The following is a 23,898-nucleotide window of genomic DNA, read 5'->3' on the forward strand; positions in this document are numbered from 1 at the left end:
CCCAACGCCCAAGACGTGACTGTGCCTGCAGTGCAGCGTCGTTATTTCAGCAGTCCACATATGGTCGGAAGTTATGACTTTGAGTATTAAACAAAAATTAATTATTTCACTAATGGTCGCCGTGCTGGCTGCCTCAATCTTGGTGGGTTCAATTAGCCAGTGGATAGCCCGAGACTTAGTTAAAGAAAACATGGAGCAGCTTCAACTTCCTTCACTGTTGAAGCAAATAGGGAATCAGGTCGATAGAGAAGCCAGTGTGATGCTTTCTGTTGCCCATGGTATTGCATCCAATCCTGACATTTTAGCTTGGTCAGCCGCTGGCGCTGATAGTTCAGGTGAAAAGCGACTTATCGCTTATCTGAACGATATCGTGAATTTCAACGACTTAACCGTAGCCTCTTTCGTCGATAGAAAAACCACTAAGTATTGGAATCAAGACGGTTTTTTACGAGTGCTGAAAAACGATGAATTCGATGGATGGTTCTTTGCTTACCGTGATAGTGGTACGCCAATTTCACTTAGCTTGTATAACGAACCTGGCCAAGGTTATAGATTGTTCGCTAACTTCCAACAAACCGCAGGCCGAGGCATGTCTGGAGTTGCGAAGTCTGTTGACGAGCTATTAGATATTATTAACGCGGTAAAAATTGCTCAAACCGGCTTCGTGTATTTAGTTGATGGCGAGGGCACTATTATTGCCCACCCTGATACTAGCCTTTTAGGAAAATCCAAACTAAGCGCCATTAGTGGCACAAATGCTTCGCGGACTTTACTGCAACAACGTGATTTTGCGATGGCAACCAGTGAAGTAAACGCCGATGACGTCCTTTTTGCTAGTACGTATGTAGAAAAATCCGGTTGGTACGTGGTGGCGCAAGTACCCGAGCAAGAGCTTTATGCCTCATTAAATGCAGGCAGTCGTCAGATCATTTTATGGTCTATTGCCATCGCGGGCCTGTTTGCGCTGCTTGGAATTTGGCTGGCATCGTCTCTCACCAAACCTATCGAATCTCTAGCTGATATTTTCCAGCAACTTGATAAAGGACAAGGCGATTTACGTTCAAGAATTGACGTACCAGAACAAAAAGAAACCGCTCGACTGGTTGAAGGCTTCAATAGTTTTATCGATCATCTTCACAGTACTATTGCATCGGTAGCTAAAACTAGCCAAGCCCTTAAAGCCTCAGCTCAAGAAGTGGCCAGCCAATCTCAGCAAAATGAACGTTCTACTCGTAGTCAGCGAGACCAAACCATGCAGGCCGCAACAGCGTTAACTGAAATGGGCAGCACGGTCACTGAAGTCGCACAGTCTGCTACTTATGCTGCGCAAAATGCGAATCGTGCGACTGAAAGCTCGCAAGAAGGCCGCCTATTTACTCAAAAAGCGGTGCACGCAATATCGAACCTTTCTTCCCAAGTAGAAAGTGTGTCTGAGGTTATCCAGTCTCTTGATGAGCACACTGCGGCTATCGGCGGCATACTTGATACAATTCGCAGCATTTCAGAGCAAACTAATTTACTTGCGTTGAATGCAGCGATAGAAGCCGCTCGGGCTGGCGATCATGGCAGAGGCTTCTCGGTTGTGGCCGATGAAGTTCGCACACTGGCTCAGCGTGCAGCTGCCGCCACCGATGAGATACAGATCAAGATTGATAAGTTCCAACTCGACTCCAAAACGGCAGTTTCTCAAATGCAAGATAGCAAAGCTCAAACCAAAGACGTGGTTGGCGCTACCGATGATATCGATAAACTTTTGCAGAAAATTGCCGAGGAAATCGTGCTGATTAATGATGTGAATACCCAAGTGGCCACCGCTACAGAGCAACAAGCGACCGTCGTTGAAGATATTAGCCGGAGTATTAATGAGATAAGTTCATCGAGTGATGAAACCCTTAATGCCACACATGTGTTAGTAGGCGTTAGCGAGAAGCTAGACGAACTAGCAAACGAACTGGCTCAAGAGGTTAGTCAGTTTAAGTTATGAGATTAGTTTTATTTCAATACTGCTTGGCTAGAACGCAATAGCGTATTGCAGTTTAACTTGGTTGTCGTGGGCTTTGCTCCACGGCAACTGGATTGTTGCGCTGTCCGACTTCCATGACTCTCTAGAAGCCGCAACCGTGAGCGTGTGTCTTTCTTCCATTAGAGGAACTTCAAAATACACACTAGCCGTCGTACTAGTAGGGAGTTGAATCACTTCGGCAACGGGAATGGAAATTTCATGTTCAGGACGAATTTTGTGGCTTAACCCAACCCGGTAACTTCCTTTATCCCACCAACTCACCACCTCAAATTCATGGCTTTTAACCCGCTGAGCGAGTACCCCATAATCGAGTAAGCCTTTGTTATAGTGAACAATGGCTTCCACATTGAAGCGTTTAGTGAATTGCTGATTGACCACTAACTGATATTGCTTCTGCTTACAGCCTTTAAATCTAATTTTGTTTTTAGATAACGCGATGGAAAAAGTATCATCCAAACTTACATATTCACTCAACCACTGTTCAGCATCTTCTATCGCTGAGGCAGAGACAGATATCGATACCCATGCACTTTGAAGCGCTGTAAGCATCACTATAAGCTGAGAGAATCTACGCATTAAACCGGTTACCTAATATGCAAAAGCAGAGTAGAACCTTATATAACCACGAAGTGTAAAACGTGGGAATTAGCCATTATGCTAACTCCCGTCAAGTGATTAAAATATAGACTAATTTATTTTTGAATGATTTTAACTTCGGTAAGCGATGCCTTGCGATGCCCAGCAGCTTCTTCTGAAAACCAGTAATTGCCGTTGTCATCAACACATACACCCTCTACTTGTTTATAAGCAGGTAACGGCCAGATATTAATAGGAACAAACTGATTATCAACCTGGGCCATGAAAGTATCAAAGTTCCCAAAGGGGTCAGATTTATAGCCCACAATGACGTATAGATTACGAGCGGCATCGTAATCTGCGCCAGTAATAACACCCGGTAAACCTTCGATATGCGCAAACGCGGTTAGTGTCTGGGGCTCTGTAGATTCATTAACTTCATACACTTTAGCCACACCGGTACGCCAGCTTTTCGAGAACAGTATTAACTTTCCGTTGGCATACGTCATGGCCTCTGAATCAAAGTCATGGGCATAAGGCATGTTGCTACTTGGATTGTTGCCTTCATAGGCTACTGTCATTGTGACTATATCGTTAAGGTCATTTTTATTGACCTTATATATAGTAAGACTCTCACGACGGCCCTTGTTGTTGCCAACATCCGCAACATACCAATGCGTTGAACTTGCTGTAACCGCTTCCCAATCGATATTGTCTAACGCCATTCTATCGGTTTTAATCACCTTGCCTTCATAAGATAGATGAAACAATTCCGGTTTGTTTCCAGAGTCGTTCAAACTAACGAGCGTTGAGGCATTACAAAACAGCCCCGACGTCTCTTCTAATACGTCAGGAAGCACCGTTAACTTACCCACAGATATTTTAGTCTGAGCTTCAGGGTATGAAGCAGCACAACCAGTAAGTAACGAGAGCGAAAAAAACGTAGCAACTGCTACAGGTAAAAATGAGTGATTAAGCAACGTAGATAGTCCGTTGATAAGGCGCTCTTTGGCGCGTAATTAATGAAGTCTTAAAATACTATGCTTCCCCTTCCACGACAACGTTGAATATAAGCGAATTGATCCCTTATAGGCTAAACTCTGTTTTAATTACATGGCGCTTATACGAAAGTCTCTGTCGGCTTGTAGATAAGTTGCTATATGATGGAACCGCATAACAAGATGAGTATGGCTACATACTCACAATTATATAAATAAGGGAACACGCATTGTCAGATCCACTCATGTCTTTGGTTGCCGTTGGCTTATTGTCGATTAGCTGCCAATATCTCGCGTACAAAGTTCGTTTACCTGCCATCTTACCGCTTTTAATTGTAGGTATTGTGGTTGGCCCTGTATTTGGCGTGCTTGACGCAGACGCGCTTTTTGGCGACCTTTTGTTCCCAGTTGTATCGCTTTCCGTTGCTATTATTCTGTTCGAAGGTTCCCTTACCCTTAAGTTTGGTGATATTGCTGGTCATGGCAATATGGTTCGCAACCTATGTAGTGTGGGTGTGTTAGTTACCTGGGTTATTGCCGCTGTGGCGGCTCATTACAGCCTAGACTTGTCGTGGCAACTCTCTTTTTTATTCGGCGCTATCGTGACGGTAACCGGCCCCACCGTGATAGTGCCCATGCTGCGTACTGTGCGGCCTAAATCTAATTTGGCAAGTATCCTACGGTGGGAAGGCATTGTCATCGACCCCATTGGTGCCCTGCTGGCCGTACTCGTCTTTGAGTTTATCGTCGCCTCTCAAGGCAATGCTATTTCCCACACTTTTATCACCTTTGGAAAAACCATCGGAATTGGTTTCCTGCTTGGTTTTAGTTCAGGTTATTTGCTAGGGCTTTCTATCCGCAAAGATTGGATCCCGCATTACTTATTAAACACCGCGGTTTTAACCATTATTCTCGGCGTGTTTGCAGCGTCAAACTATGTTGCACATGAATCTGGACTATTGGCCGTTACCATTACCGGCATGGTATTAGCCAACATGAAGAACGTGGAAGTAGAAGACATTTTAGAGTTCAAAGAAACCTTAAGTGTGCTGCTCATCTCAGGCTTATTCATATTACTTGCTACCCGTCTTAGCCTTCAATCTATTGCGGATGTGGGCTGGGGAGCACTTATTGTCCTTGGCGCAATCATGTTCATCGCTCGTCCGTTATCGGTAGCAACGTCTTCTATTGGTACTGGTCTTAAACTTAATGAGTTGGCCTTGCTGAGCTGGATTGCACCTCGCGGTATTGTGGCCGCAGCCGTATCTGCATTGTTTTCTTTAAAGCTTGAAGAAATTGGCTACGAGGGTGCTGGCATTATCGTGCCTATGGTCTTTCTTGTGATTATTGCTACCGTCGTTGTACAAAGCCTTACTTCTCGAAGTGTCGCACAATTGCTGAAAGTTCGAGCCCCTGCCCCTACCGCTTACCTAGTATTCGGTGGCAGTAAGTTTAACCGTATGCTTGCTGATGAAATGATTAAGCAAGAGTTGAGCGTTACCGTTGCAGATACCAACTGGGATGCCATTCGTGAAGCCCGAATGATGGATATTCCTGTGTATTTTGGTAACCCCATGTCAGATCACGCAGCTCGTCATCTTGATATTGCCAGTTTTGGTACGGTGTTGATTATGTCACCTTACAAACAGCTCAATCCTCCCATCGCGTATCATTTTGAAAATACCATGGGCAAAGACAAAGTGTGGGCACTGACAAGTAACGAACAATCTACCCGTCCAAGTCACCAAGTCAGTGAACAATACGCCAAACGTCTTACCTTATTTGATGAAGGGGTGACTTATGGGTATTTGGCATCAGCGATTGCTCGTAACGCCAGTATTAAAACAACACGGCTTTCTGATGAGTTTACCTTCGCGCAATATAATGAAAAATATGGTGATAGAGCCACACCATTAATAGCCATAGATGTTGAAGGAAAAAGCTTCACGTTCGTGAATGGGAACAGCATTCATCCAAAGGCTGGGTGGCGAGTAATAAGTTTGATTTTACCTGAAGGTGAAGCAGTGTAAGAAGATGCTTGTGGGTTAAGATGGCACCCTGCCTAAGCAGGGTGCATCTCCCTGGAGAACGCGTAATCCAGTGCTTCTTCATGAGAAGCATAATTGTTTATATTTTACCGTAACTACGCTGTCGGCGTTATAAAAGCAAAGAGTAGACCACTTTGCATTTTCGAAATATTTTCAATAGTTTACGTATTTTTTAATAAAATAGCTGGCTTCCAAAGGGGGGCAAAGAAAAACCTTGGTGCAATGTGCGCACAACTTTGGTGAGCTAAAATTAACCAATTGATATTTATAAGTAAGGCTAAGCTACATTACGTTTTATAACCGCTAGCGTTTTATCTAATGCACCACTGTTTTCCTCTAAAACTTTCCGGCCGGCTTTTCCAGCTTCCTCACGTTTCATCGGGGCATTAATCCAAGCTTCACATTGCTGAGCAATTTCTTGTGCATTCGCTATTTTTGTAAGGGCTCCACGCGCTTCCAAATACTCACAAATTACTGGATTGTTATAGGTATGTGGCCCCATCATGATGGGAATAGAAAAGGCGGCTGGCTCTAACGCGTTATGCCCACCGCGATTTGCAATCGAGCCCCCTACAAATGCAAAACTAGCCACGCTATAAGCACTATTCAATTTGCCCATTTCATCGAGCAAAATAACTTTCGTCTCTGGCGATATAGCATCAATGTTACTTGTTCGAACGTATGCAAGTTCGTTTTGCTCTAATAGCTTAGCAACGGTATCAAACCGCTCTGGGTGACGAGGTACTAACAGCAAGCGAAGATTAACTGCGGTTGACGAGCCAAGTAGCTTCACGGCATCAATCATGGCTTGCTCTTCAAGATCGTGGGTACTGCCAGCAACTAATATTGGGCCGTCTGTGAGTGAAAGGCCCATGAACCCTATACTTTGATGCGATGTAGACGCAGCTTGGTCAAACTTAATATTATTAGTTTGAGTCATACGTGCTTCAGGCATACCTAGCGCAAGATAATTATTGTAATCACGCTGACCTTGAGTACATATATGAGAAAGTTTGTTTAGCATGGGTTTAAACAGTTTACCTATTTTCATGTAACGCTTAGCTGACCTATCTGTCATACGCGCATTAATCACCATTATCGGTATGTGGCGCTTCCAGCAAGCATGGATAAAGTTAGGCCATAATTCGACTTCGGTAATAAGCACCGCTTTAGGTTTAATGCGCTTTATCATTGCGGCCATCGCCGTATGCAAATCATAGGGCAAGTAAAAATGGTGTACCGTATTACCAAAAATATCCCGCACCCTTGCCGAGCCTGTGGGCGTAGTGGTAGTCACCGTAATCTGGGTATCTGGCTCAGCCTGAATGATGCGCTTTATTAAGCAAGATGCCGCCACCACTTCACCAACCGAAACACAGTGAAACAGGTAACCACCCGTTTTATGGGGTCTCGCAACAAAACCGAATCGCTCAAACCGGCGTTGGTTGTATTCTTTATTTCTTGTCGCACCTCGGCGCATTAGTTGGATAAATGCAAAAGGGATAATGCAAAACAATACACAGGAGTAAAGCCAGCGACACACATCTTCTAGTAATGTAGGTCTGTATTCGGCTTCTTTACCGCCTCTTATCATTAGTAATTCCTATTGTAATTCTTTGGTAGCCTGACTGGCTCACTACACAATAAATGAAATGCATAGCACTATGCTAGGTCGTCATCAAACTGACGTTATTATGTGTTTTACTCACCCATTATAACTCGTCTACATGTAAGTTTTATGTGCTCTACTGCAACCCAGCCGAACGTACTTTTAATCAGGCTTAGCGCTATTGGTGACATTGTAATGGCCTCAGGGCTTCCGTCCAGCATTAAAGAGGCTCTTCCTAATGCTCGAGTTACCTGGTTAGTTGAAAAACCGTATGCAGGACTAGTACAACACCACCCTTTTGTTGACGACATTCTCGTGTGGCCCAAAAGCGAATGGAAAGCGTTTGGTAAGAAGCGCGCCTATTGGTCTTTGTTCAAATCCGTTTGGGCATTTAGGCGACAACTCCGCGATAAAGGCTTTACCCACGCCATTGATGCCCAAGGCTTACTTAAAAGTGCCTTTTTAGCCTATCTCAGTGGTGCAAATGTCCGAACTGGTTTTAATAGTAAAGAGCAAAGCCAACGTTTCTTAACCGATACAATAGATAAACCGATATCAAACCAAATCAGCAGCGAGTATCGATATTTAGCAAAGCATATGGGAGCGCATTCTTACGAACTGCATATTGAAATGGGGGTAGCTGCAGCACAAAAGCTTCAGGGCACGCTAGGTGCACTGTCGGTAAATGACGATTATATTGTACTTGCCCCTTTTACTACTCGCCCGCAAAAGCACTGGCCAATTAATCATTGGAAGCAACTTATCACGCTTCTCCGTCAGCACAGTGATATCTCTATCGTTATTCTAGGCGGCCCATCAGATAGCTGTGATGCAGAGGCACTGACCTTCAATGAAGATGATGTTTACTCATTAGCGGGGCATGTATCGTTAGCTGAATCAGCCGTGGCGGTTAAACATTCTTATGCATTTATTGGTGTGGATACCGGCCTGACACACATGGCGGTTTCTTTTCTTCGCCCTACAATTGCGCTTTTTGGGTCTACATGTCCGTATACTTATACTGATAATGCCAACACTCATGTATTATATAAAAAGCTAGTCTGTGCGCCATGTAAGCGTAAACCAACGTGCAATCGTACATTTGACTGTATGGCCTTAATTCGCCCAGAAGAAGTTTTTACCACTGTGAAGGAATATCTGTGAGCTTAAAGATTTTGCATATAGAGTTGGGAAGAAACCTGTATGGCGGCGCTAAACAAGTTGTTTACTTGTTAGATTCATTGAACCGCCAGTTTGATTACGAAAACCACTTAATATGCCCAGAAGATAGTAAAATTGCATCGCTGTCTCTTTCAGGTTGCCAAACGCATACTATTGCTTATCGCGGAGAAACAGACTTATTTGCCGTGAAACGCATGGTTAATATCGCCCGTAAAATTAACGCGGATGTCATTCATGTTCATAGCCGTCGTGGGGCAGATGTTTTCGGCGCTATGGTAGCGAAGATCACTGGCATTCCTGCTATATGCACACGACGAGTAGATAACCCAGAATCACTGTTTGCCACTTATAAATACAGTCAGTTTGCGGCTGTCGCGAGTATTTCTGAGGGCGTGTTTAATGTGGTGAGTCATCACTGTGAAGCAGTGAAACACCAACCGGTTATTCACTCGTCAGTAGATTTTAAAGAGTTTTCGAAGCCTGGTGACAAAGCGTGGCTAAGTGAAACCTTCTCCATTCCTTCAGATCATACCGTTATTGCTAACTTTGCTCAGCTTATATCTCGTAAAGGCCAAGCTGATATTATTTTAGCCATGGAAAAAGTGGTTCAAAATAACCCTAAAGTGAGTTGTTTACTCTTTGGCAAAGGAAATCTTAAAGAAAGCTACGAAGCGCTTATCGACCGGCATTTACTTACCGAACACGTTCACCTGTGTGGCTTTACCGATGAAGTCAGTAAAATTCTTCCCAGTGTTGATATTGTGGTCCACCCCGCTTATGCAGAGGGTTTAGGCGTTATTCTTCTTCAAGCTGGAGCGTGTAAGCGTGCGGTGGTATCGACACCGGTAGGCGGTATTCCTGAAATTATTGAGCACAATGAGACAGGACTAATGGTAACGCCAGGAAATATCGATGAGATTGCCGATGCATTAATTACGCTGGTAAATGATAAGAAAACCCGAGACACCTTGGGCAATCAGTTGTATCAACATGTAAAAGGGCATTTCAGTACTGACGAAATGGCTGCCAGTTATAGCGAGCTGTACGTAACTGTGACACAGCCATCATAAGTATTGCATTGTTAAATTTTAGACAATAAAAAAGCCGCTCGAGAGCGGCTTTTTCAATTGTAAGAAAAGTTAGCGATTAAACGCCAGCTTTTTCTACAACGCTAACCAATGTCCAATTTTTGCTTTTAGACAATGGACGACATTCACTAATAGTGACTACGTCGCCTTGGTTACATACGTTTTCTTCATCGTGGGCGTGAAGTTTAGTAGAACGTTTGATGAACTTCCCGTAGATAGGGTGTTTTACAAAACGCTCAACAACAACAGTAATGGTTTTATCCATCTTGTTGCTAACCACACGACCTTGCACTGTACGAACTTTTTGTTCAGTCATTACGCATCAGCCTTTTGAGTCAGAATGGTTTTAACACGCGCGATGTTACGACGTACAGTTCTCAATTGATCAGTCTTTTCAAGTTGACCAGTTGAGTGCTGCATGCGCAAGTTGAACTGTTCGCGTAGCAGGTTAATCAACTCTGCGTTCAGCTCTTCTACGCTTTTTTCTTTCAGTTCAGTCGCTTTCATTACATCACCGTCCGAGTTACAAAGGTTGTCTTAAATGGCAGTTTAGCCGCTGCCAATTCAAACGCTTCGCGTGCTAGAGATTCAGGAACACCTTCCATCTCATAAAGAACACGTCCAGGTTGAATTTGGCATACCCAGTACTCAACGTTACCTTTACCTTTACCTTGACGCACTTCAAGAGGCTTCTCAGTAATTGGCTTGTCAGGGAAAACTCGAATCCAAATTTTACCTTGACGCTTAACGTGACGAGTCATAGCACGACGCGCTGCTTCGATTTGGCGAGCGGTCATACGACCACGGCCAACTGCTTTCAGGCCATAAGTACCGAAGCTTACCTTGCTCCCCGCAATGGCAAGACCACGGTTACGACCTTTATGCATTTTACGAAATTTCGTACGCTTTGGTTGTAACATGATTTAGCCCTCACGCTTAGAGTTGCGGCCTTTCTTCTTAGGTTGAGCAGGCGGAGCTTGCTCTTGAGTTGTAGGCAAACCGCCCAGAACTTCACCTTTGAAGATCCATACCTTCACACCAATAATACCGTAGGTAGTTGCAGCTTCTGAAGTTGCGTAATCGATATCTGCACGGAAAGTGTGCAGAGGTACGCGACCTTCACGGTACCATTCAGAACGAGCAATTTCTGCTCCGCCCAAACGGCCGCTTACTTCAACTTTAATACCCTTAGCACCAAGACGCATTGCGTTTTGTACCGCGCGCTTCATAGCACGACGGAACATTACACGACGTTCTAGCTGGCTAGAGATACTGTCGGCAACCAGTTGTCCGTCAAGCTCAGGCTTGCGAACTTCTGCAATGTTAATCTGAGCTGGCACACCGGCTAGCTTAGAAACATAGGCGCGAAGCTTCTCTACATCTTCACCTTTTTTACCGATTACAACGCCTGGACGAGCAGTGTGAATAGTCACACGGATGCTCTTAGCAGGACGCTCGATCACGATTTTAGAAAGTGAAGCGCTTTTAAGCTGTTTAGTCAGATACTTACGTACCTGATGATCGTTATACAGGTTATCCGCATAGTCACCAGTATTAGCGTACCAGGTAGAAGTCCATGGTTTACTGATACCCAGGCGTATACCTGTAGGATGTACCTTCTGTCCCATTATCTACTCCTAGTTATCCGCTACAACCACAGTGATGTGACTGCTACGCTTAAAGATACGATCTGCACGGCCTTTGGCACGTGGCTTGATACGTTTCATAGTTGGACCTTCGTCAACGAAAACTTTGGCAACGACTAATTCGTCGATGTCAGCGCCTTCATTGTGTTCTGCATTTGCAATCGCAGATTCCAAAACTTTTTTAACCAGCGCTGCGCTTTTCTTCGGGCTGTACGTAAGTAGCTCAAGAGCTTTCTCAACGTGCATACCGCGAATTTGATCCGCTACCAAGCGTGCTTTTTGAGCAGACGAGCGGGCAAAACGGTGTTTAGCTAATGCTTCCATTTATCCTACCCCTTATCGTTTGCTTTTCTTATCCGCGACATGGCCGCGGTAAGTACGCGTTGGCGCAAATTCGCCCAACTTGTGGCCGACCATTTCATCGCTGATGATGACTGGAACGTGCTGGCGACCGTTATGGACCGCAATGGTCAACCCAATCATATCTGGGATGATCATAGAACGACGAGACCAAGTCTTAATTGGTTTACGTTCGTTCTTTTCCACTGCAGCCTCTACCTTCTTCAGCAAGTGAAGGTCAATAAATGGACCCTTCTTGAGAGAACGTGGCATGGTGAATCCTCGCTGTTACTTATTACGACGACGTACGATAAGTTTATCGGTACGCTTGTTACTTCGGGTTTTCTTACCTTTAGTAGGAACACCCCAAGGAGATACTGGATGACGACCACCCGACGTGCGTCCTTCACCACCACCGTGTGGGTGGTCTACTGGGTTCATGGCAACACCACGAACTGTAGGACGAACACCACGCCAGCGGGTTGCACCGGCTTTACCCAGTGAACGCAGCATGTGCTCTGCATTGCCTACTTCACCAATGGTGGCGCGGCAATCAGATAGTACTTTACGCATTTCGCCAGAGCGTAGACGTAAGGTAACGTAGTTTCCGTCACGTGCTAGGATCTGAGCATAAGCACCGGCAGAACGTGCAATTTGTGCACCTTTACCAGGCTTCATTTCAATTGCGTGTACAACAGAACCTACTGGGATATTACGCATTGGTAATGTGTTACCAGACTTGATCGGAGCATCCGAACCAGACTGGATTGCATCACCAGCTTTCATACCCTTTGGAGCCAGAATGTAACGACGCTCACCATCTGCATACAATACTAGTGCAATGTTAGCAGAACGGTTAGGATCGTATTCTAAACGCTCAACAGCGGCTGGAATGCCGTCTTTGTTGCGTTTAAAGTCAATCAAACGGTAGTGTTGTTTATGACCACCACCAATATGACGAGTTGTAATACGACCATGGTTGTTACGACCGCCAGATTTGCTGTTCTTTTCAAGCAAAGGTGCGTAAGGCGCGCCTTTGTGAAGGTCAGGGTTAGTAACCTGAACAACGTGACGACGACCGGCAGAAGTTGGCTTAGCTTTCAATAATGGCATTTCTAATCCCCTTCTTACTCAGCGCCACCGACAAAGTCGATGTCCTGACCTTCTTTAAGAACCACGTAGGCCTTTTTCCAGTCACTGCGTTTACCGAAAGACTGACCGTGACGCTTGGTTTTACCCTTAACGTTTACAGTACGAACACCTTCAACCTCAACTTCAAACAGTTTTTCAACTGCAGCTTTGATTTCAGCTTTGTTCGAATCTTTCGCTACTTTAAATACAACCGTGTTGCTTGCTTCAGCAGCCATAGTAGACTTTTCTGAAACATGCGGTGCTAAAAGCACCTTCAGTAGACGTTCTTCTTTCATGCTAACGCCTCCTCAAGTTGTTTAACCGCATCAGCTGTAATTAGCACTTTTTCAAATGCAATCAAACTTACTGGGTCGATGCCTGCAACATCACGTACGTCAACTTTGTACAAGTTGCGTGCCGCTAGGAACAAGTTCTCATCAACATCAGCAGTAACGATAAGAACATCATTTAGTTCATAGTCGTTAAGCTTAGCAATAAGTTCTTTTGTCTTAGGTGCTTCCACACCAAACTTCTCTACCACAACCAAACGGTCTTGACGGATCAGTTCAGACAAGATGCTTTTTAAAGCACCACGATACATTTTCTTGTTAACTTTTTGATCAAAGTCACGAGGCTTGGCTGCGAATGCACGACCACCACCAACCCAAATTGGGCTGCGGATAGTACCAGCACGAGCACGGCCTGTGCCTTTTTGACGCCATGGCTTCTTACCACCACCACGTACTTCAGCGCGAGTCTTCTGCGCCTTTGTACCCTGACGAGCACCTGCACCGTAAGCTACAACGACTTGGTGTACCAAGGCTTCGTTGAATTCACGTCCAAAGGTCGCTTCGGATACTTCAAGAGCGCTTTGCGCATCTTTCAATGTTAATTCCATCAGTTCACTCCCCAGACGTTACGCTTTAACAGCTGGCTTGACGATTACATCGCCGCCAGTTGCGCCAGGTACGGCACCTTTAACAAGGATTAGGCTGTTTTCTACGTCTACACGTACCACTTCCAAAGATTGGGTAGTCACTTGCTTGTTACCAAGCTGACCAGCCATTTTCTTACCTTTGAAAACTTTACCAGGTGATTGGTTTTGGCCAATCGAACCAGGTGCACGGTGAGACAAAGAGTTACCGTGAGTCATACGTTGTGAACTAAAGTTCCAACGTTTGATCGCGCCAGCAAAACCTTTACCTTTTGATGTACCAGTGACATCAATCTTTTTAGTGTCGTTAAAGATTTCAACAGTGATTTCACTGCCTACTTCAATATCGCCACCTTCGTTATCTTCCAGGCGGAATTCTACTAGAGCACGACCTGCTTCAACACCAGCTTTAGCAAAATGACCTGCTTCAGCTTTGTTAACGCGGTTCGTTTTCTTGCTTCCAGTAGTAACCTGAAGAGCGCGATAACCGTCAAGTTCTTCAGTACGTAACTGAGTAACACGGTTTGGGGTCGCTTCAATAACAGTCACAGGGATAGACGTACCATCTTTAGTGAAGATGCGAGTCATACCCACTTTACGACCGACTAGACCAATCGCCATTGTTATTACCCTCTCTTGTTAGCCCAGGCTGATTTGAACATCAACACCGGCAGCCAAGTCCAAACGCATCAATGCGTCAACTGTTTTATCAGTTGGCTCAATGATGTCTACTAAACGCTTGTGAGTACGAATCTCATATTGATCACGTGCATCTTTATTTACGTGAGGAGATGTCAATACTGTATAGCGTTCTTTGCGAGTAGGCAGAGGAATAGGACCGCTGACCTGAGCACCAGTACGTTTCGCCGTTTCAACGATTTCAGCCGTAGACTGATCGATCAACTTGTGATCAAACGCTTTCAAACGAATACGAATTCTTTGATTTGGCATCGATTAAGCTCCAATCGAAAGAACAAAAAAATTCACCTTTTCTCTTCCATTTTATTCTGGAAAGAAAAGATGTGCGTAAACCGATGGTTCCCAATTGGAACCCTGTTCTTTTTCCTAACACGCCTGTAGCAGTCTTATCTTATCGATTTCGCTTGCTACGCTGGCAACCACCCTAAAAGCAGTGAGGTCGCGGTTAGAAACATTGCCCTATTTGGGCAGTGGGCGCGAATTATACAGAAGGCAGGATACATTGCAACAGCTAGATCGCTTTTTGTACACATTAATTGTAAATCTATGACTTAAGTACAGCTGCTTCTTTTTGAAAGGTAATGTAAAGTTACGTTATTCTTGCACTACCTTAATATAAGTTGTATTGCCGTTAATGCGCTATACCTATAAGGTGGTAAAACGTATGTTACAAAGTTTAATCAAATTTGGATATAGCAGCTTTGCGCTGTGCTAAGAACACTATGGAAGTAGAAGACAGTCAGCATATTTTCACCCATGTTAAACGCATTCTGAATAATCACTCGTCTTTATTAGACGCATACAGTTTGCTTGAACCCATCATTCTTAACATGTTTGGTGCTACCCGTATGAGCATCTTTCAGCGTCGCCGACAACATCAAGACTTAGTCGCTCGGTTTAAAACGGGTAAAGAAACGTTAGAGATTAAAGTGCCTATTAGCCCTATGTCTATTGCAGGCTATGTTGCTATCTCACAATTGCCTTTACTCATCGTCGACCCTTACAACGCCGCTGAGCTTAAAGCTATTCATCCTCGTTTACGATTTGCTGATAAGTTCGATAAAGACAACGACTTCAAAACTACTAACATTTTATGTGTGCCTATTCTTAACGCCGGTGTGTTAATGGGTGTAATGCAAATTATCAATAAGCAAAACGGTAGTTTTGATGATAATGATTTAGCGCGCGCAAACGACTTAGCATTGGTACTAGGGGCTAAGTTCCGTTATGAACTTGGTGGTACAAACAATCCATTTGATTCTTTATTACATAAAGGCTTAATAAACGAACCTGCGTTAAAAAGTCTACTCTCTACCTCTAATGACACCCGCACTATCGTGCAGGGTTTAATGTCTGAACATCGCGTTCCCGAGCATGAAATTGGCCATTCTCTTTCTATCCATTACCAGGTTCCCTTCATTGGTTACTTACCCGATAAGTACCATCGTTATGAAGGTGAAAGTAAACTAAACCTGTCTTACCTTAAACGTAACCATGTTGCGGTTATTTCTGATGTGGAAGGTAACCCCATTGTCTTAATGGCAGAGCCTAACAATGCCGCGCTGTTAATGGAAACAGAAAGCGCATTGGGTATTGAAAGTTATGAAATTGCCGTCGGCTTGCCCCATCAAATACTTCAGTACCTAGGTGAAGGTGGCGGCGGTAATGCGCCTGGTGACATGAGTGAGATTCTTGATGAGATTGGTTTATCAACTGAGGAAAACGACGAGCTTGTCGATGAACTTTCAGACGATGCCCCTGCAGTAGTACGTTTGGTTAGTCGCGTATTGCACGATGCAAAACGTCTTGGTGCGTCTGATATTCATATCGACCCAGAGAAGAATGCCCCCACTCGCGTAAGAATGCGGGTTGATGGTGTGTGCCGAGATATGAACAAAGTGCCTAACTCACACCATAATGCGGTTATTGCCCGTATTAAAATTATGTCTAACCTAAACATTGCTGAAAAGCGTGTACCTCAAGACGGTAAGTTGGCGTTTAAGATGAATGGGCAACTGGTAGAAGTACGTGTTGCCACCATCCCTACGGTAGCCGGTGAAGGGGTGGTGATGCGTTTGCTGGCGTCAGGTGGCGCTATGCCCATTGAGAAAATGAATCTAGCGCCTACCAATTTGAAGCGCTTAGAAGACATGATTAAAAAACCACATGGCATCTTGTTAGTAGTAGGGCCAACAGGTTCCGGTAAAACCACGACCTTGCATGCTATTTTGGGTTACCTCAACACCCCAGAAAAGAAAATATGGACAGCAGAAGACCCGGTAGAGATTACTCAACCCGGTTTACAGCAGGTTCAGGTAAGCCCCAAAATAGGCTTCACATTTGCTAACGCCCTACGGGCATTTTTGCGTGCCGACCCCGATATTATTCTTATAGGTGAGATGCGCGACAAAGAAACAGCTCATGCTGGCATTGAAGCCTCGCTTACTGGCCACTTAGTGTTATCTACCCTGCATACCAACTCTGCCCCAGAGACCATTACCCGTTTGTTAGATTTGGGGCTAGATCCTGTGAACTTCTCTGATGCCTGTGTAGGTATATTAGCCCAGCGTCTTATTCGTACCCTTTGTGGTAAGTGTAAGGAAGAGTATGTGGCAAGTGATACTGATATGGCCTTCATTGAAAGGCAGTACGGCGCGCAGATGCTAGATGAATTAGCGTTGCCTTCTCCGCTCAAACTTTACAGGGCAAAAGGCTGTGAAGAATGTGGCAACACAGGCTACAAAGGCAGAACAGGGGTTCATGAACTACTTGGAATGACGCCTGAACTACGCTCTTTGGTTTACAAAGAAGCCAGTGTTGCAGAAATGAAAAAACAAGCCACCCAAGACGGTATGCGAACCTTAGTACAAGATGCTATTTTCAAAGTCATTAAGGGCGATACCGACATTCCACAAGTACAAATTGTGGGTGGCGACTAACCACGAAATATTTACTAACAATCTAAATTTGAAGATTTAGCTGTAACAGTATTAAATAATGCTAATACATCTATTACTTAAGGAATGGAAACCAATATGAAGGCAATAGTTTTTGCGTTGTTATTCACAGGCACACTAATATCAACGGCGGCTGACGCCCAATCACGAACCAAAGACCACATGTGGAAAACTGAATATCTTTCGATTGTTGAAAGTGGGTTGTTCGCATTAAAAGCTGAAAATTATGAAGAAGCCTATACTAAATTATTAGAAGGCGCGAAATTAGGTAATAAATCATCTCAGTATTACTTAGCTCAAATGTATTTTCAGGGGTGGGGTATCGAGCCTAATTATGAAGAGGGTTGGCTGTGGTTAAAAGTCGCTATGGAACAAAAAACCGCGGAGTGGAATCGTTCTTTTCGCTCTATTCGCGATGCTTTACCTGAAGATTTTAGAACTGCGATGGCGCCTTTCGTAGATGAACACATTGCACTGTACGGTGCTAAAGCACAAGACTTACGCTGCGAAAAACGTGCGGCAATTGGCTCTAACATTAAAGAGATAATCTGTACTAAACGATTCTACTAATTAATCTATTAATCCATAAAAAAGCCCGATAATTATCGGGCTTTTTTACTTTTTGTCTTAGCATGTTAAAACGCCAGACACCGCTCTTATATAACCACTATTTTTTCAAGTATTGACGAATTACATAGTGCAAAATACCGCCGTTTTCGAAATACGTGAATTCGTTTGAGGTATCGATTCGAATATCCATCGAGAATGTTTGTGATTCGCCTGCATCAGACGTTACGGTAACATCCACGTCTTTTTGGTCGCGGCTTACTGCACCAATTGAGAAAGTTTCATTACCTTTAATTCCTAAGCTACTCGCACTGTCGCCCGGCTTAAACTGCAACGGTAAGATACCCATACCAATGAGATTTGAACGGTGAATACGTTCATAGCTTTCTACCATGACCGCTTTCACGCCCATCAAAGAAGGCCCCTTAGCAGCCCAATCTCGGCTAGAGCCTGTACCGTATTCTTTTCCACCTACAACAACCGCAGCAACACCCTCGTCTTGATAACGCATGGCCGCATGGTATATAGACATGGCATCACCACTAGGATAATGCGTGGTAGCACTGCCTTTAGTACCTGGCGCCAACTGATTTTGCAGTCGCACATTTGCAAAAGTACCGCGCATCATTACCTCGTGGTTACCCCGCCTTGAACCGTATGAATTGAAATCTTTGGTATTTACGCCTTCTGCTTGCAAATACTCGCCTGCAGGGCTATCTGGCGCTATCGCGCCTGCCGGAGAAATGTGGTCGGTGGTAATTGAATCGCCCACTTTCACTAAACATCTCGCGTTCTCGATAGCACTAAGTGCTTCGGGTTCTTCGCCCATTGTTTGGAAAAATGGCGGATGTTTAATATAGGTAGAGTTAGGCCAATCGTATACCGATGTTGAACTTACCGTTAGGTCATTCCACACACCACTGCCTTTAAATACGTCGGCGTATTTTGCTTTAAAGATGTCACTGGTGACATGTTCAGCTATATGGCTTTGAATTTCATCTTCACTAGGCCAAATATCTTTCAAATACACTGGCTCGCCATTGTTGCCCAACCCTAGTGGCTCTTTAGTAATATCAATATTCATATTACCCGCTAAGGCATAAGCGACAACTAATGGTGGCGACGCTAAATAGTTGGCCGCAACATCTGAATGAATACGCCCCTCGAAGTTCCGGTTACCTGACAATACAGAGGTAACAGTAAGCTTGGCCTTTTTAATTGCATCGCTAATAGCATCTGGCAAGGGTCCTGAGTTACCAATACAGGTAGTGCAACCGTAACCCACAAGGTTGAAACCGAGAGCTTCTAGTGGGTCCATCAAGTTTGCATCTTCAAGGTACTGAGTTACCACCTGCGAGCCTGGGGCTAAAGACGTTTTTACCCAAGGCTTACGGGTTAAGCCTTTTTCCGCCGCTTTTTTCGCTAGTAACCCTGCTCCAATAAGCACCGAAGGGTTTGATGTGTTGGTACAACTCGTAATGGCCGCAATAACAATGGCACCATCTTCTAAGTTAAATTTATTACCACGGAATTCTACATACGAATCATGCTCTTCATTGACTTCAGGTACTGCACCGCCTTCGGCGACAAATTCAGTTTCTTCGTCTAGCACTTTCACATCAATCTGCGAGCGATGCCATTCATTAAATGCTTTTGCAGCGTTATCTAGTGCAATTCTATCTTGAGGGCGTTTTGGCCCTGCAATCGAGGGGACAACATCGTTTAAGTCTAACTCTAACGTTTCGTGATATTCGGCATCTTTAGTAAAGTCATCGTGCCATAGCGAACTTTCTTTCGCATACGCTTCAACAAGTTTAATTTGCGACTCGTCACGCCCAGTCAAGCGCAGGTAATCGAGCGCAACTTCATCAATAGGGAAAATACCGCAGGTTGCGCCGTATTCCGGTGCCATATTGGCAATAGTGGCACGATCGGCTGTAGTTAAGTGCTTCAAGCCTGGACCATAGAATTCTACGAACTTACCCACAACACCATGAGCACGAAGCTGCTGGGTAATCGTTAACACCATATCAGTAGCCGTCACTCCAGCTGGTAGCTCTCCCGATAAACGAAAGCCCACGACTTTTGGTAGTAGCATGGTAACGGGTTGGCCTAACATAGCCGCTTCAGCTTCAATACCGCCTACGCCCCAACCTAGAACGCCAAGGCCGTTGATCATGGTGGTGTGAGAATCGGTACCTACTAACGTGTCAGGATACACCAAGGTATCGTCACCCTCCTGTTTAGTGAAGGCAACACGAGCAAGATATTCAAGATTAACTTGGTGAACAATGCCTCGACCAGGAGGGACAACTTTGAAATTATCGAAGCTAGATTGCCCCCACTTTAAAAATTGATAGCGTTCTTTATTTCGCTCAATTTCAACGTCAGTGTTTTTTTCTAACGCATTTTCTTCTGCAAAGTAGTCAACCATTACTGAATGGTCGATAACTAACTCTACTGGGTTTAACGGATTAATGACTTCTGCATCACCGCCTAACTTATTCACTGCATCTCGCATAGCGGCCAAATCAACAATAGCTGGCACACCAGTGAAATCTTGCAAGATCACGCGGGCAGGAACGAAAGATACTTCATGCTCAACGTGATTCTCTGTATTCCACGTGGCAACTTGTTCAATGTCATCACTGGTAACAAACTCTTCAGTTTCATGACGAAGTAAGTTTTCAAGAAGAATTTTAATACAATACGGTAATCGGTCGAGCGCAAAGTTCTCATTTACTTTGTCAAAGCTAATTGCCTTGAAGGAATTGCCATCGACATCGATATTAGAAAAAGATTGATATTTCACGCGCTCACCATCCTTATTTGCCTGTCATAAATATAGTTCTAGGAGCAAGTCAGGAAGCGCTTTTACTAGATGAATTGCAGTGCCATTTCGCACTTCTATTTCGCCTTAGAAGGAATTAGCGCTCCTAACTACTCTCACTTATAGCTGTATACGGTAACAATGTGAAAAAAAGTTCATGTTGATTTCACACCGTTAGCCAAGCAGTTTATGTTGATACTAAAAGGGTCTGCATTACTATTTGGCTAGTCTTACCTGTTAAACTTGGCTTTTCGAAACTGGATTTTTCGTTGCCGATCAACGATGATAGCGATCATCTTTTTTCGTATCCGTCTGACGCACCATTTCATTGGCATTCGTTGGGCATTTTCACTTTAACGCCGCAGGTAACCTTACTATGTATAAACTGGTACTTATTCGTCATGGAGAAAGTCAGTGGAACCTTGAAAATCGTTTCACTGGTTGGCACGACGTTGATTTAACTGACACAGGTGTCGCACAAGCTAAAACCGCTGGTCAGTTAATGAAGGACGCAGGTTTTGAATTCGATCAGGCTTACACGTCTGTATTGCTTCGTGCTATCAAAACATTGAATATCTCTTTGGAAGAAATGGGTCAACATTACCTACCTGTTGAACGTCACTGGCGTTTGAACGAGCGTCACTACGGTGCGCTTACAGGGTTAGACAAAGCTGAAACGGCTGCTAAGCATGGTGAAGAGCAAGTTAAAGTTTGGCGTCGTAGTTTCGATATTCCACCACCAGCCGTAGATACTGACAGCGAACACTTCCCAGGAGTCGATCGTCGTTACAGCAACGTTGATGCCGAGATTCTTCCTCGCGGTGAAAGCTTGAAGATGACCATCGAGCGTGTACTACCTTACTGGCACGATGTTATTCGCCCAGACATTCAAGCTGGCAAGCGCGTTATTATCGCGGCTCACGGCAACAGCCTTCGTGCATTGGTTAAATACTTAGATGGCATGTCTGATGAAGACGTACTAAGCCTAAATATTCCAACTGGCGTACCTTTGGTCTACGAGCTAGACGAAAACTTGAAGCCTATCTCTAAAGAGTACTTGGGCGATCCAGAAGCGATTAAAGCGATGATGGATGCCGTTGCTAAGCAAGGCAAAGCTAAGTAGTCGATAGGTAATTATTAGAAAGCTAACGCTGACTATTAGAGCCACGACTAAAGAGCCGCAAACGTTGTTTGCGGTTTTTTTATATCTATTAGTCTCTTAAATACACTTCTCAAATCATTTCTTTTTTCTACCATTATCATTGTTACTAATTTGTAAACACATGCTATTCCCATTACATTGCCATCAGGCTCAGTTTTTTCAGCAGGTGTACTATGCAGGTATCAGTCTTCAAATCAGCCAATACACTTATTACAGGTGAAGGGGCGTTAGCGAGCCTTGCTCATGAGCTTTCAAGATTGAATATAAAAGCACCTGCCATTATTACCGATAAGGGCGTAAGCCAATCTGGTGCACTTAGCCATGTTACCAATGTGCTGAATTGCGAATGCCCTATTGTGATAGACGATATTCCTCCTGAACCTGAAATAAGCATTATTGAGCAAAGGCTTGCTCGACTAAAACAACATAAGGTAGACGGAATTATTGCCGTTGGCGGTGGTAGCGCAATAGACAGCGCTAAAGTACTTGCGGCTACGTTTGATTACACGGGGAATATTGCAGACTTGTTTGGCGAGAACTTGGTTGCAGGACGCGCATTACCCCTTATTGCCATTCCCACCACGGCGGGCACGGGTTCAGAAGTCACTAATATTGCCATATTGGCCGACCCTGTCGCGCACGTTAAAAAAGGCATTGTAAGTGACTACCTGTTACCCGATGTGGCCATTGTCACGCCTGAAATGACATTAAGCTGCCCAAAACACATTACTGCCGCCAGTGGGGTAGATGCATTTGTGCATGCGCTTGAGGCCTACTTGTCCGTTAATGCCAGCCCTATTACTGACGCGTTGGCCAGCAAGGCGATGACACTTATCTTTCACTCGCTTCCTCTCGCCTATGCAAACGGCCACGATGTTAAAGCACGGGAAGACATGGCAACCGGAAGTTTAATGGCAGGGTTAGCGTTTGGTAACGCGGGAGTTGGCGCCGTGCATGCGCTTGCTTATCCGCTTGGCGGTCGCTTTCATTTATCTCATGGTATGAGCAATGCGGTTATGTTGCCCCATGTTATGCGCTGGAATATAGGGGCATGCCAGCAGCGCTTTGTTGATGTGGCGGGCTTTTTACATTTACCCGTTGCCAATAAAAGTCAGTTAGAGATTGCTAATCAGGTAGTGGATGCCATTGAAGCGCTGTGCAGAACTGTAGAGATCCCCGCCACACTGCGTGATTTTGATATTAGCGACGATGCCATTCCCCTGTTGGCAGAAGAAGCGAGCAAGGTGACTAGGTTATTACGCAACAACCCAAGAGTACTAAGCAAACAAGATATCGCGCAGATATACAAAGAGGCGTTTTAAACGCCTCATCAATCTTACTTAAATACCCATTTAGGTAGTTAGCTATTTAGATGGCTAACTATAGCTTCTGCAACCGCATGAGCACTTGCTGGATTTTGACCCGTGATAACGCGTTCATCTTCAATCACATGTACATTCCATGGCTGAACTTTACTGAATTTAGCCGCTTTACGGGCTAGCGCTTCTTCAAGTAAAAACGGAATATCGTTAATAGTGCCGTAATCCACTTCTTCTTCGCGGGTGAAACCGGTAATTGCTTTGCTCGCAATTAAGTCTTCGCCATTACTAAGCTTAATAGGTAACAGTGCTGCAGGGCCGTGGCAAACCGCGCCAATAATACCGCCATTTTCATAATGGGCAGCAGACAACTTGGCAAAGTCTTCGTTGCTTGCTAAGTCTGACAATAAACCAAAGCCGCCTGGATAGAACACCGCATCATATTCATCAATGTTCACGTTTGACGCACGCATGCTGTTGCTGGTGCGCTGTTTGAAGTCTTCGTTGTTTAACACGGCGGCATTAACATCGTCGCCTTCAATGTCGGTACCATAAATAGGAATAGCACCACCATTGATAGACGCGATATCGTAATCTACGCCGTGTTTATTAAAAACATCGATTGCATGGGTGATCTCCGGCGAATAAGTACCGTTCGCTTGGTCAGTAGTTCCTAGTGTTGCATGGTTCGTTACTGGGATAAGTATCTTTTTCATGGTTTCTTCCTATGCGTAAGGCACATTAGCTGCGCCGTAGTAATCATGTGTATACACTATAGAATATCCCTGAT

The 23,898-nt window shown here is 44.5% G+C and carries 24 protein-coding genes; 8 read left to right on the top strand and 16 right to left on the bottom strand.

The window, feature by feature from the left end; genetic code table 11:
* Positions 1 to 73 precede the first annotated feature (73 nt).
* Positions 74 to 1,984: a methyl-accepting chemotaxis protein gene (locus tag C7Y69_RS12815; RefSeq protein WP_126872976.1), complete on the top strand. Its 1,911-nt coding sequence runs from the start codon at positions 74 to 76 to the stop codon at positions 1,982 to 1,984.
* Positions 1,985 to 2,011: 27 nt separating this feature from the next.
* Here C7Y69_RS12815 and C7Y69_RS12820 read toward each other — a convergent pair whose 3' ends face one another.
* Together C7Y69_RS12820 and C7Y69_RS12825 are read right to left on the bottom strand one after the other, a co-directional pair.
* Complete coding sequence (locus C7Y69_RS12820; protein WP_013785720.1) at positions 2,012 to 2,599, bottom strand: hypothetical protein; 588 nt, start codon at positions 2,597 to 2,599, stop codon at positions 2,012 to 2,014.
* Between the two features lie 116 nt (positions 2,600 to 2,715).
* Positions 2,716 to 3,579, bottom strand: a complete 864-nt coding sequence (locus C7Y69_RS12825; RefSeq protein ID WP_126872977.1) for a hypothetical protein — start codon at positions 3,577 to 3,579, stop codon at positions 2,716 to 2,718.
* A 248-nt stretch (positions 3,580 to 3,827) separates the two neighbouring features.
* On the opposite strand from C7Y69_RS12825, the gene C7Y69_RS12830 reads away from it, so the two are divergent.
* Positions 3,828 to 5,627, top strand: coding sequence for a cation:proton antiporter (locus C7Y69_RS12830; RefSeq protein ID WP_126872978.1), 1,800 nt, complete (start codon positions 3,828 to 3,830; stop codon positions 5,625 to 5,627).
* Between the two features lie 295 nt (positions 5,628 to 5,922).
* On the opposite strand, the gene C7Y69_RS12835 is transcribed toward C7Y69_RS12830, so the two are convergent.
* Positions 5,923 to 7,239: a 3-deoxy-D-manno-octulosonic acid transferase gene (locus C7Y69_RS12835; RefSeq protein ID WP_126872979.1), complete on the bottom strand. Its 1,317-nt coding sequence runs from the start codon at positions 7,237 to 7,239 to the stop codon at positions 5,923 to 5,925.
* A 144-nt stretch (positions 7,240 to 7,383) separates the two neighbouring features.
* On the opposite strand from C7Y69_RS12835, the gene C7Y69_RS12840 reads away from it, so the two are divergent.
* Together C7Y69_RS12840 and C7Y69_RS12845 are read left to right on the top strand one after the other, a co-directional pair.
* Positions 7,384 to 8,418: a glycosyltransferase family 9 protein gene (locus C7Y69_RS12840; protein WP_126872980.1), complete on the top strand. Its 1,035-nt coding sequence runs from the start codon at positions 7,384 to 7,386 to the stop codon at positions 8,416 to 8,418.
* Positions 8,415 to 9,506, top strand: a complete 1,092-nt coding sequence (locus C7Y69_RS12845; protein ID WP_126872981.1) for a glycosyltransferase — start codon at positions 8,415 to 8,417, stop codon at positions 9,504 to 9,506. Before C7Y69_RS12840 ends, C7Y69_RS12845 begins: the two co-directional genes overlap by 4 nt.
* Positions 9,507 to 9,582: 76 nt before the next feature.
* Here C7Y69_RS12845 and rpsQ read toward each other — a convergent pair whose 3' ends face one another.
* The 11 genes from rpsQ to rpsJ are packed head-to-tail and all read right to left on the bottom strand — an operon-like array spanning position 9,583 to position 14,525.
* Complete coding sequence (gene rpsQ / locus C7Y69_RS12850; RefSeq protein WP_013785726.1) at positions 9,583 to 9,840, bottom strand: 30S ribosomal protein S17; 258 nt, start codon at positions 9,838 to 9,840, stop codon at positions 9,583 to 9,585.
* Complete coding sequence (rpmC, locus tag C7Y69_RS12855; RefSeq protein ID WP_013785727.1) at positions 9,840 to 10,031, bottom strand: 50S ribosomal protein L29; 192 nt, start codon at positions 10,029 to 10,031, stop codon at positions 9,840 to 9,842. The genes rpsQ and rpmC overlap by 1 nt, the downstream gene beginning before the upstream one ends.
* Positions 10,031 to 10,444 (bottom strand): 50S ribosomal protein L16, encoded by a 414-nt coding sequence (rplP, locus tag C7Y69_RS12860; protein WP_013785728.1) that lies wholly within the window; start codon positions 10,442 to 10,444, stop codon positions 10,031 to 10,033. Before rplP ends, rpmC begins: the two co-directional genes overlap by 1 nt.
* A 3-nt stretch (positions 10,445 to 10,447) precedes the next feature.
* Positions 10,448 to 11,152, bottom strand: coding sequence for a 30S ribosomal protein S3 (gene rpsC, locus C7Y69_RS12865; protein ID WP_013785729.1), 705 nt, complete (start codon positions 11,150 to 11,152; stop codon positions 10,448 to 10,450).
* 9 nt (positions 11,153 to 11,161) lie between these two features.
* Complete coding sequence (rplV, locus tag C7Y69_RS12870; RefSeq protein WP_013785730.1) at positions 11,162 to 11,494, bottom strand: 50S ribosomal protein L22; 333 nt, start codon at positions 11,492 to 11,494, stop codon at positions 11,162 to 11,164.
* Positions 11,495 to 11,506: 12 nt separating this feature from the next.
* The gene (gene rpsS / locus C7Y69_RS12875) at positions 11,507 to 11,782 is read right to left on the bottom strand and encodes a 30S ribosomal protein S19 (RefSeq protein WP_013785731.1); all 276 of its coding nucleotides are present in this window, start codon (positions 11,780 to 11,782) and stop codon (positions 11,507 to 11,509) included.
* A gap of 15 nt (positions 11,783 to 11,797) precedes the next feature.
* On the bottom strand, positions 11,798 to 12,622 hold the full coding sequence (gene rplB, locus C7Y69_RS12880; protein WP_013785732.1) for a 50S ribosomal protein L2: 825 nt from the start codon (positions 12,620 to 12,622) through the stop codon (positions 11,798 to 11,800).
* Positions 12,623 to 12,636: 14 nt separating this feature from the next.
* A complete protein-coding gene (rplW, locus tag C7Y69_RS12885) occupies positions 12,637 to 12,936 on the bottom strand; it encodes a 50S ribosomal protein L23 (protein ID WP_013785733.1) in 300 nt (99 codons plus the stop codon).
* Positions 12,933 to 13,538, bottom strand: coding sequence for a 50S ribosomal protein L4 (gene rplD, locus C7Y69_RS12890; RefSeq protein WP_126872982.1), 606 nt, complete (start codon positions 13,536 to 13,538; stop codon positions 12,933 to 12,935). The genes rplW and rplD overlap by 4 nt, the downstream gene beginning before the upstream one ends.
* An 18-nt stretch (positions 13,539 to 13,556) precedes the next feature.
* Complete coding sequence (rplC, locus tag C7Y69_RS12895; protein ID WP_126872983.1) at positions 13,557 to 14,195, bottom strand: 50S ribosomal protein L3; 639 nt, start codon at positions 14,193 to 14,195, stop codon at positions 13,557 to 13,559.
* An 18-nt stretch (positions 14,196 to 14,213) separates the two neighbouring features.
* The gene (rpsJ, locus tag C7Y69_RS12900) at positions 14,214 to 14,525 is read right to left on the bottom strand and encodes a 30S ribosomal protein S10 (protein ID WP_006012796.1); all 312 of its coding nucleotides are present in this window, start codon (positions 14,523 to 14,525) and stop codon (positions 14,214 to 14,216) included.
* 470 nt (positions 14,526 to 14,995) lie between these two features.
* On the opposite strand from rpsJ, the gene C7Y69_RS12905 reads away from it, so the two are divergent.
* A complete protein-coding gene (locus C7Y69_RS12905) occupies positions 14,996 to 17,212 on the top strand; it encodes a GspE/PulE family protein (RefSeq protein WP_126872984.1) in 2,217 nt (738 codons plus the stop codon).
* Between the two features lie 96 nt (positions 17,213 to 17,308).
* Complete coding sequence (locus C7Y69_RS12910; protein WP_126872985.1) at positions 17,309 to 17,800, top strand: sel1 repeat family protein; 492 nt, start codon at positions 17,309 to 17,311, stop codon at positions 17,798 to 17,800.
* Positions 17,801 to 17,897: 97 nt separating this feature from the next.
* On the opposite strand, the gene acnA is transcribed toward C7Y69_RS12910, so the two are convergent.
* A complete protein-coding gene (gene acnA, locus C7Y69_RS12915; protein WP_126872986.1) occupies positions 17,898 to 20,609 on the bottom strand; it encodes an aconitate hydratase AcnA in 2,712 nt (903 codons plus the stop codon).
* 394 nt (positions 20,610 to 21,003) lie between these two features.
* Here acnA and gpmA point away from each other — a divergent pair, with 394 nt between their 5' ends.
* A complete protein-coding gene (gene gpmA, locus C7Y69_RS12920; RefSeq protein WP_013785739.1) occupies positions 21,004 to 21,750 on the top strand; it encodes a 2,3-diphosphoglycerate-dependent phosphoglycerate mutase in 747 nt (248 codons plus the stop codon).
* A 212-nt stretch (positions 21,751 to 21,962) separates the two neighbouring features.
* Positions 21,963 to 23,111 (top strand): iron-containing alcohol dehydrogenase, encoded by a 1,149-nt coding sequence (locus tag C7Y69_RS12925; RefSeq protein ID WP_126872987.1) that lies wholly within the window; start codon positions 21,963 to 21,965, stop codon positions 23,109 to 23,111.
* A 38-nt stretch (positions 23,112 to 23,149) separates the two neighbouring features.
* Here the strand turns inward: C7Y69_RS12925 and C7Y69_RS12930 are convergent, their stop codons facing one another.
* The gene (locus tag C7Y69_RS12930; RefSeq protein ID WP_126872988.1) at positions 23,150 to 23,824 is read right to left on the bottom strand and encodes a type 1 glutamine amidotransferase domain-containing protein; all 675 of its coding nucleotides are present in this window, start codon (positions 23,822 to 23,824) and stop codon (positions 23,150 to 23,152) included.
* Between the last annotated feature and the right edge of the window lie 74 nt (positions 23,825 to 23,898).

The organism is Alteromonas sp. KS69 (assembly GCF_003989595.1).
GTDB lineage: Bacteria > Pseudomonadota > Gammaproteobacteria > Enterobacterales > Alteromonadaceae > Alteromonas > Alteromonas naphthalenivorans.

What these genes read in the sequence shown, in the direction of transcription:
- rpsJ (WP_006012796.1), bottom strand. Translation starts at nt 14,525, where the DNA reads ATGCCAAATCAAAGAATTCGTATTCGTTTGAAAGCGTTTGATCACAAG.
- rplB (WP_013785732.1), bottom strand. Translation starts at nt 12,622, where the DNA reads ATGCCATTATTGAAAGCTAAGCCAACTTCTGCCGGTCGTCGTCACGTT.
- rpsC (WP_013785729.1), bottom strand. Translation starts at nt 11,152, where the DNA reads ATGGGACAGAAGGTACATCCTACAGGTATACGCCTGGGTATCAGTAAA.
- rplD (WP_126872982.1), bottom strand. Translation starts at nt 13,538, where the DNA reads ATGGAATTAACATTGAAAGATGCGCAAAGCGCTCTTGAAGTATCCGAA.
- C7Y69_RS12925 (WP_126872987.1), top strand. Translation starts at nt 21,963, where the DNA reads ATGCAGGTATCAGTCTTCAAATCAGCCAATACACTTATTACAGGTGAA.
- rpmC (WP_013785727.1), bottom strand. Translation starts at nt 10,031, where the DNA reads ATGAAAGCGACTGAACTGAAAGAAAAAAGCGTAGAAGAGCTGAACGCA.
- C7Y69_RS12815 (WP_126872976.1), top strand. Translation starts at nt 74, where the DNA reads ATGACTTTGAGTATTAAACAAAAATTAATTATTTCACTAATGGTCGCC.
- C7Y69_RS12840 (WP_126872980.1), top strand. Translation starts at nt 7,384, where the DNA reads ATGTGCTCTACTGCAACCCAGCCGAACGTACTTTTAATCAGGCTTAGC.
- C7Y69_RS12930 (WP_126872988.1), bottom strand. Translation starts at nt 23,824, where the DNA reads ATGAAAAAGATACTTATCCCAGTAACGAACCATGCAACACTAGGAACT.
- gpmA (WP_013785739.1), top strand. Translation starts at nt 21,004, where the DNA reads ATGTATAAACTGGTACTTATTCGTCATGGAGAAAGTCAGTGGAACCTT.
- C7Y69_RS12835 (WP_126872979.1), bottom strand. Translation starts at nt 7,239, where the DNA reads ATGATAAGAGGCGGTAAAGAAGCCGAATACAGACCTACATTACTAGAA.
- C7Y69_RS12910 (WP_126872985.1), top strand. Translation starts at nt 17,309, where the DNA reads ATGAAGGCAATAGTTTTTGCGTTGTTATTCACAGGCACACTAATATCA.
- rplC (WP_126872983.1), bottom strand. Translation starts at nt 14,195, where the DNA reads ATGGCGATTGGTCTAGTCGGTCGTAAAGTGGGTATGACTCGCATCTTC.
- rpsS (WP_013785731.1), bottom strand. Translation starts at nt 11,782, where the DNA reads ATGCCACGTTCTCTCAAGAAGGGTCCATTTATTGACCTTCACTTGCTG.
- rplW (WP_013785733.1), bottom strand. Translation starts at nt 12,936, where the DNA reads ATGAAAGAAGAACGTCTACTGAAGGTGCTTTTAGCACCGCATGTTTCA.
- C7Y69_RS12905 (WP_126872984.1), top strand. Translation starts at nt 14,996, where the DNA reads ATGGAAGTAGAAGACAGTCAGCATATTTTCACCCATGTTAAACGCATT.
- rplP (WP_013785728.1), bottom strand. Translation starts at nt 10,444, where the DNA reads ATGTTACAACCAAAGCGTACGAAATTTCGTAAAATGCATAAAGGTCGT.
- rplV (WP_013785730.1), bottom strand. Translation starts at nt 11,494, where the DNA reads ATGGAAGCATTAGCTAAACACCGTTTTGCCCGCTCGTCTGCTCAAAAA.
- rpsQ (WP_013785726.1), bottom strand. Translation starts at nt 9,840, where the DNA reads ATGACTGAACAAAAAGTTCGTACAGTGCAAGGTCGTGTGGTTAGCAAC.
- C7Y69_RS12820 (WP_013785720.1), bottom strand. Translation starts at nt 2,599, where the DNA reads ATGCGTAGATTCTCTCAGCTTATAGTGATGCTTACAGCGCTTCAAAGT.